Genomic DNA, 13,733 nt, shown 5'->3' with positions numbered 1-13,733 from the left:
CACTCCTGGAAGCGCTCAGTCATGAACGCAGAGCATACCGGTTCTCGGCCACGCATTCATAGCGCTGCACGATGTAGCCATTGTCGTCCACGCTTTCGAGATAGACGTCGAACTGCCACAGCCGCGCCATGTGGCGCAGCACTTCATTGGTACTGTCGCCCAGCGAGCGGCCATCGCTGCGGAAGTGACGCAGGGTCAAACTGCGATTGCCGCGCGTGTTGACCGACCAGACCTGGATGTTGGGCTCGCGGTGGTTGATGTCGTACTGCCGCGACAGCGCCTGGCGCACGTACTGGAAGCCGCGCTCGTTGTGGATGGCCGAGACCTCGATCTCGCTGCGCGACTCGTCGTCCAGCACGGCGAACATGCGCATGTCGCGCATGAGCTTGGGCGAGAGGTATTGCGCGATGAAGCTCTCGTCCTTGTAGTTGCGCATCACGTATTGCAGGGTATCGAGCCAGTTGCGTCCGGCGATGTCGGGGAACCACTCGCGGTCTTCGTCGGTAGGATTTTCACAGATGCGGCGGATGTCGCTCATCATCGAGAAGCCCAGCGCATACGGATTGATGCCGTTGTAATAGGGTTTGGTGATGGGCGGCTGGAATACCACATTGCTGTGCGAATGCAGGAATTCCATCATGAAGCCATCGGTCAGGCGGCCTTGATCGTAGAGGGTGTTCAACAGCGTGTAATGCCAGAAGGTGGCCCAGCCTTCGTTCATCACCTGGGTCTGGCGCTGCGGATAGAAATACTGGCCGACCTTGCGCACGATGCGGATGACCTCGCGTTCCCAGGGCTCCAGGAGGGGCGCGTTCTTCTCGGCGAAATAGAGCAGGTTTTCCTGCGGTTCGGAGGGGAAGCGGCCCTCCACGGCGGCGGCCGTCATTTCCTTTTTCGCTGGCAGGGTGCGCCACAGTTCGTTCACCTGCGATTGCATGTAGGCCTCGCGCTCGCGCTGGCGCGCTTTTTCCTGCGCCAGCGAGAGGCGTTGCGGACGCTTGTAGCGGTCCACGCCATAGTTCATCAGCGCATGGCAGGAGTCGAGCAATTCTTCCACCCGCTCGAAGCCATGGCGCTCTTCGCACTCGGCGATGTAATTGCGCGCATACACCAGGTAATCGATGATGGCGCTGGCATCGGTCCACAACTGGAACAGGTAGTTGCCCTTGAAGAAGGAGTTGTGACCATAGGCCGCGTGCGCGATGACCAGCGCCTGCATGGTCATTGTGTTCTCTTCCATCAGGTAGGCGATGCAGGGATCGGAATTGATCACGATCTCGTAGGCCAGGCCCATCTGGCCGCGTTTGTAGTCACGCTCGGTGAGCATGAAATGCTTGCCATAGGACCAGTGCCGGTAATTGACCGGCATGCCGTGCGAGGCATAGGCATCCATCATCTGCTCGGCCGAGATGATCTCCAGCTGGATGGGGTAGATGTCCAGTTCGTAACCCTTGGCCACGCGTGCGATTTCCTCGTTGTAGCGCTCGATGAGCTCGAAGCTCCAGTCCGAGGGGCAAGGCAGCGGGTCATGCTTGAAGCGGCTGTTCATGCGTGCACCTGCTTTTCAAAGAGTTCGCGGAAGACCGGGTAGATCTCGGCGGCCGATTGCACCTTCTTCATGGCGAAGTGCGGGTGCGATTCGATGAGCTGCATGTATTCGGTCCACAAATTCTGTTCCGGCTCGGCTACCTGGATGTAGGCGAAGTAGCGCGTCAGCGGCAGGATGGCCGACTCCAGCAGTTCGCGGCACTTGGGCGAATCGTCGTTCCAGTTGTCGCCGTCCGAGGCTTGCGCGCCATAGATGTTCCACTCGCTGGGCGAGTAGCGCTTGGTGATGATGTCGTGCATCAGCTCCAGGGCGCTGGAGACCACGGTGCCGCCGCTTTCCTGCGAATGGAAGAAGGTGTTTTCATCGACCTCGTCGGCGCGCGTGTGGTGGCGGATGAAGACCACTTCGATGTGTTCGTAGTTACGCGTGAGGAAGAGGTAGAGCAGGATGAAGAAACGCTTGGACAAGTCCTTGCGCTGCTCATCCATGGAGCCCGACACGTCCATGACGCAGAACATCACGGCGCGGCTGGATGGCTGCGGCTGGCGCACGCGGTTCACATAGCGCAGGTCGAAAGGATCGATGAACGGAATGCGCAGGATGCGGGCGCGCAATTGCCGGATCTCTTCTTCCAGCAACTTGATGTCGGCGCGATGTTCATCCGGCTTGCGCTTCATCTCGGTCAGCGCTTCCTCGGCGGCATCGAGCTGCCGCTGCAGCGGTCCCCCCAGGGCGATGCGGCGACCCAGGGAGGAACGCAGCGAGCGCACCACGTCGATATTGTTGGGCGAACCATCGACCGAGTAACCGGCGCGCTGGTTCTTCCAGTTGGGGACCTGCAGCAGATTGGTTTCCACCAGGCGCGGCAGTTCCAGGTCCTCGAAGAAGTAATGCATGAATTCTTCGCGGGTCAGTTCGAAGGTGAAATCGTCCTGGCCTTCACCATCGTTGCTGGCGCTGCTGCCGCCGCCCCCGCCGCTGCCGCCGTTCTGGCGCGGGATGCGGTCACCCTGCAGATAGTCCTGGTTGCCCGGATGCACGGCTTCGCGCTTGCCGCCCTTGCCGTGATGGAAGAAGGGCTCCGAGACATCCTTGCGCGGGATGCTGATGCTCTTCGATTTTTCCAGGTCGGTGATGCTGCGGTCGCGCACCGCGTCCGCCACCGAACGTTGGATATGCCCTTTGAAGCGCCGCAGGAAGCGCTCCCGATTGGCGATGCTCTTGTTCTTGCCAGCCAGCCTGCGGTCGATGATCTGATGCAGCACTCGGTTCTCCTGCTAGTGGTCGGCGGTGCGCCAGGCGCACGGCGCCGAAGGGTCGCTGCACGCATCGCCGCGCCAGCGGCGGGCGATGCGCAACAACGGCGCTTACGAGGACTTGCGCACGCGCAGGTACCACTCGCACAGCAGGCGCACCTGCTTGGGCGTGTATCCCTTGCTGACCATGCGATTGACGAAGTCTTCGTGTTTCTGCATTTCCTCGGTGGAGCCCTTGGCGTTGAAGGAAATCACCGGCAACAGGTCTTCGGTGTTGGAGAACATCTTCTTCTCGATCACCACGCGCAGTTTTTCATAGCTGGTCCACAGCGGATTCTTGCCTCCGTTGTTGACCCGTGCGCGCAGCACGAAGTTGACGATCTCGTTGCGGAAGTCCTTGGGATTGCTGATGCCGGCCGGCTTCTCGATCTTTTCCAGTTCCGCATTCAGGGCCGCGCGGTCGAAGCTCTCGCCGGTGTCGTGATCGCGATACTCCTGATCCTGGATCCAGAAGTCGGCGTAGGTGACGTAACGGTCGAAGACGTTCTGGCCATATTCCGAATACGACTCCAGATAGGCCGTCTGGATTTCCTTGCCGATGAACTCGGCGTAGCGCGAGGCCAGCGTGTCCTTCACGAAGGAGAGGTATTTCTGCTCGGTCTCCTGCGGGAACTGTTCGCGCTCGATCTGCTGTTCCAGCACATACATCAGGTGCACCGGATTGGCCGCCACTTCGGTGGTGTCGAAGTTGAACACGCGCGAGAGGATCTTGAAGGCGAAGCGCGTGGAGATGCCGTTCATGCCTTCATCGACACCGGCATAGTCGCGGTATTCCTGATAGGACTTGGCCTTGGGGTCGGTATCCTTCAGGTTCTCGCCGTCATAGACCTGCATCTTGGAGAAGAGGCTGGAGTTTTCCGGCTCCTTCAGGCGCGTCAGCACCGAGAACTGCGCCATCATCTTCAGCGTGCCGGGTGCGCAAGTGGCCTTGCCCAGCGACGAACTGCGGATCAGCTTTTCGTAGATCTTGATTTCTTCGGACACGCGCAGGCAATACGGCACCTTGACGATGAAGATACGGTCCAGCAGCGCCTCGTTGTTCTTGTTGTTGCGGAAGGCCTTCCATTCCGATTCGTTGGAGTGGGCCAGGATGACGCCATCGAAGGGGATCGCGCCGAAACCTTCAGTGCCCTTGAAGTTGCCTTCCTGCGTGGCCGTCAACAGCGGGTGCAGCACCTTGATGGGCGCCTTGAACATTTCCACGAATTCCAGCAGGCCCTGGTTGGACAGGCACAGGCCGCCCGAATAGCTGTAGGCGTCGGCATCGTCCTGGGAATACTGCTCCAGCTTGCGGATGTCGACCTTGCCCACCAGGGTGGAGATGTCCTGATTGTTTTCATCGCCCGGCTCGGTCTTGGAAATGCCGATCTGGCGCAGGATGGACGGATAGCGCTTGACCACGCGGAACTGGCGGATGTCGCCGTTGTACTCGTGCAGGCGCTTGACGGCCCAGGGGCTGAGGATGGGTTTGAGATAGCGACGCGGGATGCCGTACTGCTCTTCCAGGATGGGGCCGTCTTCGTCGTAGTCGAACAGGCCCAGCGGGGATTCGTTGACCGGTGAGCCCTTGATGGAATAGAAGGGCACCTGTTCCATGAGCTGCTTGAGCCGCTCGGCAATGGAAGACTTGCCGCCGCCGACCGGGCCCAGCAGGTAGAGGATCTGCTTCTTCTCTTCCAGGCCCTGGGCGGCGTGACGGAAGTAGGAGACCACTTGTTCGATCACTTCTTCCGCGCCATAGAATTCCTTGAAGGCGGGATAGACCTTGATGACCTTGTTGGCGAAGATGCGCGAGAGGCGCGGATCTTCCCGGGTATCGACCTTTTCCGGCTCGCCGATGGCCATCAGCATCCGTTCGGCAGCCGATGCGTAGACCGCCGGGTCGTTCTTGCAAAGATTCAGATACTCTTCAAGCGATAATTCTTCTTCTCTGGTCTTGTCGAACCGGCTTGCAAAGCTGCTGTAGATATCCATACCACCTCCGTCGCTCTCAAAAAAGTACGAAACAGATTCATATGTCTGGACTTGCCATCTGCGGTTATCAAAGAACGCGTCGGTGACTCTGGGTTGCGTCATTGCCGGTGTGTTCTTTGAAAGCCGTAGCATCAACAGCGCGATGCAGAGATCTTTGCAGATCGTGTTTTTATTCTATTCCTTTTTTCTCTTCCGCTTTGCTTCACCTTAGTGAGCCCCTAACTGCAGTATGGTTCATTCCGACCCTGCATTTCGAGACAGCGCAGCGGGACAAGCTGATCCTCCTCCTGATCGTTCAATGTGCAGGTGCTGGTTGCGGTTGACGTCACGGTGCGCCATTTTCGCGCAGAGCGCTATCATGAAAAACCTGATGCACACCGCCCTGAAACCCGCAGACACTGTGCGCCCCCATTCTCTGCCGGTCCTGCGGCCTGTGCACCCGGCGTCCCTTGCGCAGTGCACGGCGTCCTTGCAGGACAAGCCCTGATGTCCTTATAGCTGGAATCGTGCCAGGCCGGTATGACTTCTTTGCTCGCGCCGTGGGGATGGCGCAATTATTTTGTAACGGCGCGCTATGGATGGCGGCGGTGTTGCTGATCTGCCTCATCCCTCTGCCTTGCCGGCTGCTTGCGCAACAACGTGCAGCGCCGCTGAAAAAATGCTTTAGATGATTTACGCATTTGCTTTTCCGTGGCCGCCTGTTCCTGTCGTGCCGCAGTGCCGGGTGAGGGCAGGATGAGAGGTGGGACGGAAGATGTCTGGATGGCAATTTTCGGGCCCAGCCTTTGGGCCGGCATGGCAATTCCGCCACGCTCTCGCCTCAAATGCCGCCATGGGCTGCCGTGCCGCCCCGGTAAAGCGCATAAGTCATTGACAGCTAAGTAGAAAATGCAGTCTAATTCAGGGTTCACCATCTGAAGAATTGCGCGCGGTGCCGACGCAGTGCTGTTTCAGTTGCTCACCGGTCGATTACCCAGGTATCCCACCGGGAGGCGGCAGAGGCCAACAAATGGTGTCAGCGATGCAGGGGCTGCCGGCTTATTGGGCGGCAGGGCATCGGTGATGCGGAACAGGCACACCGAAAGCGGTTCCAGAATTCCGATTTATTTTTGCTGTTTGCTCCAAGGCAGCCCAACTTAGCGAGTCCAACATGAAACGTACTTACCAACCTTCCGTCGTGCGTCGCAAGCGTACCCATGGTTTCCGCGCCCGTATGGCAACCCGTGGCGGCCGTGCCGTGATCAACGCCCGTCGCGCCAAGGGCCGCAAGCGTCTGGCTGCAGTTTAAGCCAGCGCATCTGCGCTGCCGTTTCGTGTGACGGACGTCCGTTTACCGCTTCCAGCACGTCAAGCAGGCGACTTCCCACGCGATCGGCGAATCGTTAAAACGGATGAGTTTTCATCCGTTTTTCGTTTGCGCCCGGTGCATCGTACCGAGCATTTCGTGTTGTATGCGCGCCGCAACAGCCTGACCCAGGCTCGCCTGGGCGTGGTCGCCGCCAAGCGGCTGGCGCCGCGTGCGGTGACCCGCAACACGATCAAGCGCGCCACCCGCGAGCTGTTCCGCCAGGCCGAGCTGCCCGCCGTGGACTGCATCGTGCGCCTGTCGCGGCCGGTCAATGCCAGGCGCGACCCGGCCCGCAGCGCCGCCCTCAAGGCGATGTTGCATGCCGAACTGAGGCAGTTGTTCGCTTTCTTGCCGAACGCCCCCGCGTTCGCCAGGAAATAGCCAGGAAATAGGAAGTGATGAAGACGCCTTTGCTCCTGCTGTTACGTGCCTACAAGCTGGGAGTGAGCCCGTTCCTGGGGCAGAATTGCCGTTTCTATCCCAGCTGTTCCGATTACGCCGCCGAGGCGGTGCGCGTGCATGGCGCCCTCAAGGGCAGCCTGTTGGCGGGCAAGCGCCTGTGCAAGTGTCATCCCTGGCATCCCGGCGGGCTGGACCTGGTGCCTGGTTCGCCGGAGGCGCGTGCGCATGCGATGGCCCAGTCTGGCGGCGCTTCCTCGTCCGATTCGTCTGGTTCGTCCAAATCCCCGCTTCCTTCGTCGCAGCCTGTTGCTGCGCGGGTTTCTCCCCCTGTGGCCGCTGACGGTTGCAGCCACTCCTGAACTCATCAATACGCATATGGATATCAAACGTACCGTCCTGTGGGTTGTATTCTCCTTCTCCCTGCTGCTGCTCTGGGATGGCTGGATGCGCCATAACGGACATCAGTCGATGTTCTTCCCGTCGGCCAACCCGACTCAGGAGCAAGCCGCCGCCAATCCGGCCGCGCCCACTGCCAGCCCGACGGGCTCCCCGGTTCCGCAGGCAGGCACGCCGGCGCCGGGCGCCGTGCCGGGGGCTGACGTCGCCGCCACCGCCACCAAGGGCGAAACCATCGTCATCACCACCGATCTGGTCAAGGCCAGCATCGATACCGTGGGCGGTGAATTGAAGCGCCTGGAGCTGCTCAAGCAACCCGACGTGGTCGATCCGACCAAGAACGTCGTGCTGTTCGATTCCGAACCGGGTCACATGTACCTGGCCGAATCGGGCCTGATCGGCGGTCCCTTCCCCAACCACAAGACCATCTTCACTGCCCAGGCCGGCCCGCGCACGCTGGACAATGGCAATGAGATCCAGCTTGTGCTGGTGGCCGACCAGGGTGGCGTGAAGCTGACCAAGACCTATACCTTCAAGCGCGACAGCTACCTGATCGACGTCAAGCACACCGTGACCAACACCACCGGTGCGGCCATCAATCCTTCGCTGTACCTGCAGCTGGTGCGCGACGGCAACAAGCCGGGCGGCGAATCGCATTTCTACAGCACCTTCACCGGTCCGGCCGTCTACAGCAACAGCGAGCACTTCGAGAAGCTGGACTTCGAGAAGATCGCCAACGGCAAGCAGCAGCACGTCAACAAGACCGACAATGGCTGGATCGCCATGGTGCAGCACTACTTCGTGTCGGCCTTCATCCCGCCGCAGAACGCGCAGCGCGACGTCTTCAGCAAGAAGGTGGGCGACAACCTGTACGCCGTGGGCTCCATCCTGCCGCTGGGCACGGTCGCGCCCAACGCCAGCGTGACCATGGACAGCCAGCTGTATTCCGGCCCCACCGTCTCCAAGACCCTGCAGGCGATCGCCCCGGGCCTGGACCTGGTGCGCGACTATGGTCACCTGACCGTGATCGCCGAGCCCATCTTCTGGCTGATGACCCATATCCACAACATCGTCGGCAACTGGGGCTGGACCATCATCCTGCTGACCGTGCTGATCAAGCTGATCTTCTTCCCGCTGTCGGCGGCCAGCTATCGGAGCATGGCCAAGATGAAGGCGGTCTCGCCCAAGATGCAAGCCATCCGCGAGCGCCACAAGGGCGATCCGCAGGCCATGAACCGCGAGATGATGACGCTCTACAAGACCGAGAAGATCAATCCGCTGGGCGGCTGCCTGCCCATCGCGATCCAGATCCCGGTGTTCATCGCGCTGTACTCGGTGCTGCTGGCGTCGGTGGAAATGCGCGGCGCGCCCTGGCTGGGCTGGGTGCATGACCTGACCGCGCCTGACCGCCTGTTCGGCACCATCCCGTACTTCAACATGCCCATCGGTCTGTTGCCCATCATCATGGCTGCTTCGATGTTCCTGCAGACCAAGCTCAACCCGACCCCGCCGGATCCGGTGCAGGCCAAGGTGATGATGTTCATGCCGCTGGTGTTCTCGTTCATGTTCTTCTTCTTCCCGTCCGGCCTGGTGCTGTACTGGGTGACCAACAACATCCTCTCGATCGCGCAGCAGTGGGTGATCACCCGCAACATCGAGAGCGGCAAGACCAAGTAAGACCCACAGGTCTGCCATCAAAGGAAAAACCCGTGGAATCCACGGGTTTTTTTTCGGTCGTAGCGGGCAGGCAGGTTTACCATTGTCAGGCTGGCCCATCCCGAAGGGGGATGCGGCGAGCTTCCATCACAACAAAAAAGCAGACGCAGATGACTTTCGATTCTTCCCCCATCGCCGCCATCGCCACCGCCCCGGGACGCGGCGGCATCGGCGTGGTCCGCCTTTCCGGCAAGAACCTGGCGCCGGTGATCCAGGCCGTGTGCGGCCGCGCCAGCCTGGCGCCGCGCCATGCCACCTACTTGCCCTTCCTGAACGAAGACGGCAGCGCCATCGACCAGGGCCTTGCGATCCACTTCCCGGCGCCGCATTCCTACACTGGCGAAGACGTACTGGAACTGCAGGGCCACGGCGGCCCGGTGGTGATGCAGATGCTGCTGGCGCGCTGCGTGCAGGCCGGCAGCGAGATCGGCCTGCGCCTGGCCGAGCCGGGTGAATTCACCCAGCGCGCCTTCCTCAACGACAAGATCGACCTGGCCCAGGCCGAGGCCGTGGCCGACCTGATCGAAGCCACCACCGAGGCAGCGGCCAAGTCGGCCTCGGAGTCGCTCTCCGGCGCATTCTCCAAGGTCATCCACGAGCTGGTGGACCAGGTCACGCGGCTGCGCATGCTGGTGGAAGCGACCCTGGACTTCCCCGAGGAAGAGATCGACTTCCTCAAGCAAAGCGATGCCCGTGGCCAGTTGGCCACCATCCGCAGCACGCTGGAAGAGGTCTTCAAGCACGCCGCCCAGGGCGCCCTGCTGCGTGACGGCCTCAATGCCGTGCTGGCGGGCAAGCCCAACGTGGGCAAGTCATCGCTGTTGAACGTACTGGCCGGCTCCGATGTCGCCATCGTCACCCCGATCGCCGGCACTACCCGCGACAAGGTCACCCAGACCATCCAGATCGAAGGCATGCCGCTGAACATCATCGACACTGCCGGCATCCGTGAGGCGGGTGACGATGGCAGCGGTCCGGACGAAGTCGAGCGCATCGGCATCGAGCGCACCTGGGCCGAAGTGGCCAAGGCCGACGTCATCCTGCACATGCTCGACGCCGACCGTGGTCCGACCCTGGAAGATGAAAAGATCACCTCCCGTTTCCCCGACGGCGTGCCCATCATCCGCATCTGGAACAAGATCGACCGCTCCGGTCACAAGGCGGCGGTGGACAAGATGCCCGACGCCACCCACGTCTACCTGTCGGCCTCCGAAGGGCAGGGCGTGGACCTGCTGCGCGCCGAACTGCTGCGCATCGCCGGCTGGCAACAGACGGTGGAGTCGCGCTACCTGGCGCGTGAACGCCATCTGCTGGCGCTCAAGGCGGCCGATGAACACCTGGCCCACGCCGCCGCCCATGCGGCGCTGGACAACGAGGCCGGCGAACACGCGCTGGACCTGTTTGCCGAAGAGCTGCGGCTGGCACAAGAGCGCCTCTCCAGCATCACCGGCAAGTTCACGCCGGATGACCTGCTGGGCGTGATCTTCTCGCGCTTCTGTATCGGCAAGTAAGCGTCAGTTCGCGGGGCATCCTGACAAGAAGTCGTCACTAAGCGACAAATTGGCAACGGATGTTACAGCGTGTAAAAAGCTTGGAGGTGGCGGCGGGGGATGGTTATTCTGAAGGTCCTCCCCCTCCAATTCATCACCCCTGAGAATTGGATTTAACCCGCCGCCGCAAGGTGCGCGGGTTTTTTTATGCCGGTAGCGTGGCTCCGGCCTGCTCTGCAGGAAACATGCTGCGCTGCTAATATGCCTGCTGCCTGAATCTGTCCTTTCACTTATTTCACAGGAAAAAGAGCATGTCCGCCAATCCGCGTAACGCCGACTATCCCATCGATCCGCAATTCCTGAACCGCTGGTCCCCGCGCGCCTACAATGGCGCCGAGATTTCCGAAGAAACCGTGCTGACCTTCCTGGAAGCCGCGCGCTGGGCGCCGTCGGCCTACAATGCCCAGCCCTGGCGCTTCGTCTACGCCCGTCGCGGCACGCCGGCGTGGGACAGCCTGCTGGGCCTGTTGAACGAATTCAACCGCAGCTGGTGCGCTAACGCATCGGTACTGATCGTCGTGCTGTCGCGCACGGTGATGCTGCCGCCGGGCGCGACCGAAGTCGTTCCTGCGCCGACGCACTCCTTCGACACCGGTTCGGCCTGGGGCTACCTGGCCCTGCAGGCTTCGCTGTCGGGCTGGCACGCCCACGGCATGGCCGGTTTTGACAAGGACAAGGCGCGCACTGAACTGAATGTGCCGGCCGAGTTTTCGGTGGAAGCCATGGTCGTCATTGGCAAGCTGGGTGACAAGTCCATCCTGCCGGAAGGCCTGCAAGCCCGCGAAGTACCGAGCCCGCGCGAGCCGCTGTCCAAGCTGGCCTTCGAAGGCAAATTCAAGGCGTGACGGCTGGCCGTAAAATATTTCGCAGTTTTATAAAAAAGGCCTAGCTTTTTGAAAAAGGCTCTCCTATAATAGCGTTCTTTCAGCAAGCAACGACAGCTGAAGCGGTTTTAGGAGTGGTAGTTCAGTTGGTTAGAATACCGGCCTGTCACGCCGGGGGTCGCGGGTTCGAGCCCCGTCCGCTCCGCCAAATAAAACGCCTCATTCGCAAGAATGGGGCGTTTTTGTTTTTGCGCTTTGGCTTGCGTTCGTCCTGAGTAGCGGCAGCGCCGCGTATCGAAGGCGCGCATACCGTCAGCGCGTCTTCGATACGGCCCTAAAGGGCCTACTCAGTCCGAACGGGGTCCGATTGAGTAGGCGAGCAAGATATCGGCCCTTTTTCAGCAAGGGCAATCAATCACCCTTTGCCCTTACCCCCCGACAACTGCTCCACCACCTGCCGCGGCGCCTCGGCATAGTGCTTGAACTCCATCGAGTAGGTCGCGCGCCCCTGTGACAGCGAGCGCAGCGTGGTCGAATAGCCGAACATTTCCGACAACGGGACTTCAGCACGCACCAGCTTGCCGCCGCCCACCATGTCTTCCATGCCCTGCACCATCCCGCGCCGTGACGACAGATCGCCCATCACGTTGCCCATGAATTCCTCGGGCGTTTCCACCTCGACCTGCATCATCGGCTCCAGCAGCATGGGGCCGGCGCGCTTCATCGCTTCCTTGAAGGCCATGGAGCCGGCCATGCGGAAGGCGTTCTCGTTGGAGTCGACGTCGTGGTACGAACCGAAGGTCAGCGTGGCCTTCACGTCCACCACCGGGTAACCCGCCAGCACGCCCGCTTTCAACGACTCCTGGATACCCTTGTCGACCGCCGGGATGAATTCGCGCGGCACCACGCCACCCTTGATGGCATCGACGAATTCATAACCCTTGCCGGCGGGTTGCGGTTCCAGCTTGATCACCACGTGGCCGTACTGCCCCCGTCCGCCGGACTGCTTGACGAACTTGCCCTCGACATCTTCCACGGCCTTTCGGATGGCTTCGCGATAAGCCACCTGCGGCTTGCCCACCGTGGCCTCGACGTTGAACTCGCGCTTCATCCGGTCCACCAGGATTTCCAGGTGCAGCTCGCCCATGCCCGACATGATGGTCTGGCCCGATTCCTCGTCGGTATGCACGCGGAAGGATGGATCTTCCTGCGCCAGGCGATTCAGGGCGATGCCCATCTTTTCCTGGTCGGCCTTGGTCTTCGGTTCCACCGCCTGCGAGATCACCGGCTCGGGGAAGATCATGCGTTCCAGGATGATGGGATGCTCCGGGTCCGACAGCGTGTCGCCAGTGGTCACATCCTTCAGGCCCACGGCGGCGGCGATGTCGCCGGCGAACACTTCCTTGATCTCCTTGCGCTCGTTGGCATGCATCTGCAGGATGCGGCCCAGGCGCTCCTTCTTGCCCTTGACCGGGTTGTAGACCGTGTCACCCGAATTGACGATACCGGAATACACTCGGAAGAAGGTCAGCTGGCCCACGAAGGGATCGGTCATGATCTTGAAGGCCAGCGCCGAGAACGGTTCTTCATCCGAGGGATGGCGTTCGATCTCGCTGTCGTCCTCGCCATGCCCGGCAATGGCCGGCACGTCCACGGGTGAGGGCAGGTAGTCGATCACCGCATCCAGCATCGCCTGCACGCCCTTGTTCTTGAAGGCGGAACCGGCCAGCATCGGCACGATCTCGTTGGCCACCGTGCGCAGGCGCAGGCCGCGCTTGATGTCGTCCTCGGTCAGGGGATTGCCGGAGAGGTATTTCTCCAGCAATTCCTCATTGGCCTCGGCGGCCTGCTCGACCATGAGGTCGCGCCAGTGGCGTGCGGTGTCCTCCAGCTCCAGCGGGATGTCTTCATACTTGAACAGCACGCCCTGGCTGGCTTCGTCCCAGATGATGGCCTTCATCTTGACCAGGTCGATCACGCCCGAGAAATGGTCTTCCGCGCCTACCGGAATCTGGATGGGAACAGCCTTGCCCTTCAGGCGTTCCTCGATCTGCTTCTGCACGCGGAAGAAGTCCGCGCCGATGCGGTCCATCTTGTTGACGAAGGCAATGCGCGGCACCTTGTACTTGTTGGCCTGGCGCCAGACGGTCTCGGACTGCGGCTGCACGCCGCCCACCGAGTCATACACCATCACCGCACCGTCGAGCACGCGCATGGAGCGTTCCACCTCGATGGTGAAGTCCACGTGGCCAGGGGTGTCGATGATGTTGATGCGATGCTCGGGGTAATTGCCGGCCATGCCCTTCCAGAAGGCCGTGGTGGCGGCCGAGGTGATGGTGATGCCGCGTTCCTGCTCCTGCTCCATCCAGTCCATGGTGGCCGCACCGTTGTGCACTTCGCCGATCTTGTGGTTCACACCCGTATAAAAAAGAATGCGCTCGGTGGTCGTGGTCTTGCCCGCGTCGATGTGGGCGCTGATACCGATGTTGCGGTAGTTTTCTATTCGGGTCTTGCGGCTCATGGCATGTCCTTTCGATGGGTGCCGTCAAATGCTTGGTTCAGTTCAGGGTCAAGCGTTCAATATGTTGGTCAGATGACAGAGTGTCAATTTCGCTCATTACATTCTTATTTATGTAATGAGCATTAGATAATAGGAAT

10 protein-coding genes and 1 tRNA gene are annotated in these 13,733 nt (G+C 60.9%); 7 read left to right on the top strand and 4 right to left on the bottom strand.

All coding sequences use genetic code 11. The features are described from left to right. Positions 1-19: 19 nt before the first annotated feature. The 3 genes from ACP92_RS21650 to ACP92_RS21640 all read right to left on the bottom strand — a co-directional run bounded on the left by ACP92_RS21650 (position 20) and on the right by ACP92_RS21640 (position 4,839). On the bottom strand, positions 20-1,549 hold the full coding sequence (locus tag ACP92_RS21650; RefSeq protein ID WP_013236265.1) for a SpoVR family protein: 1,530 nt from the start codon (positions 1,547-1,549) through the stop codon (positions 20-22). Further along, positions 1,546-2,814, bottom strand: coding sequence for a YeaH/YhbH family protein (locus ACP92_RS21645; RefSeq protein ID WP_013236264.1), 1,269 nt, complete (start codon positions 2,812-2,814; stop codon positions 1,546-1,548). Before ACP92_RS21645 ends, ACP92_RS21650 begins: the two co-directional genes overlap by 4 nt. A 102-nt stretch (positions 2,815-2,916) precedes the next feature. Then, positions 2,917-4,839: a PrkA family serine protein kinase gene (locus tag ACP92_RS21640; protein ID WP_013236263.1), complete on the bottom strand. Its 1,923-nt coding sequence runs from the start codon at positions 4,837-4,839 to the stop codon at positions 2,917-2,919. Between the two features lie 1,150 nt (positions 4,840-5,989). Between ACP92_RS21640 and rpmH the strand changes: the two genes are divergently transcribed. From rpmH to ACP92_RS21610, 7 genes are all read left to right on the top strand, one after another. Next, positions 5,990-6,127, top strand: coding sequence for a 50S ribosomal protein L34 (gene rpmH, locus ACP92_RS24440; protein WP_006461360.1), 138 nt, complete (start codon positions 5,990-5,992; stop codon positions 6,125-6,127). Positions 6,128-6,154: 27 nt separating this feature from the next. Next, a complete protein-coding gene (gene rnpA, locus ACP92_RS21635; protein ID WP_013236262.1) occupies positions 6,155-6,568 on the top strand; it encodes a ribonuclease P protein component in 414 nt (137 codons plus the stop codon). A 17-nt stretch (positions 6,569-6,585) separates the two neighbouring features. Next, a complete protein-coding gene (gene yidD / locus ACP92_RS21630) occupies positions 6,586-6,948 on the top strand; it encodes a membrane protein insertion efficiency factor YidD (RefSeq protein ID WP_013236261.1) in 363 nt (120 codons plus the stop codon). A 16-nt stretch (positions 6,949-6,964) separates the two neighbouring features. Beyond that, positions 6,965-8,662 carry a membrane protein insertase YidC gene (gene yidC, locus ACP92_RS21625; protein WP_041311312.1) on the top strand — a complete coding sequence of 566 codons (1,698 nt, stop codon included), beginning with the start codon at positions 6,965-6,967 and terminating at the stop codon, positions 8,660-8,662. Between the two features lie 149 nt (positions 8,663-8,811). Beyond that, positions 8,812-10,212: a tRNA uridine-5-carboxymethylaminomethyl(34) synthesis GTPase MnmE gene (gene mnmE, locus ACP92_RS21620; RefSeq protein WP_041311311.1), complete on the top strand. Its 1,401-nt coding sequence runs from the start codon at positions 8,812-8,814 to the stop codon at positions 10,210-10,212. 290 nt (positions 10,213-10,502) lie between these two features. Then, entirely contained in the window at positions 10,503-11,096 is a 594-nt protein-coding gene (locus tag ACP92_RS21615; protein ID WP_013236258.1) for a nitroreductase family protein, read from the top strand. 110 nt (positions 11,097-11,206) lie between these two features. Beyond that, positions 11,207-11,283: transfer RNA gene (locus ACP92_RS21610), tRNA-Asp, on the top strand. Between the two features lie 207 nt (positions 11,284-11,490). Here ACP92_RS21610 and fusA read toward each other — a convergent pair. After that, positions 11,491-13,596, bottom strand: a complete 2,106-nt coding sequence (fusA, locus tag ACP92_RS21605) for an elongation factor G (RefSeq protein ID WP_013236257.1) — start codon at positions 13,594-13,596, stop codon at positions 11,491-11,493. Positions 13,597-13,733: the final 137 nt, after the last annotated feature.

This window comes from Herbaspirillum seropedicae, assembly GCF_001040945.1.
Lineage (GTDB): Bacteria > Pseudomonadota > Gammaproteobacteria > Burkholderiales > Burkholderiaceae_D > Herbaspirillum > Herbaspirillum seropedicae.
Note: the sequence above shows the minus strand (reverse complement) of the source record. Positions and strands in the feature narration are given on the sequence as shown.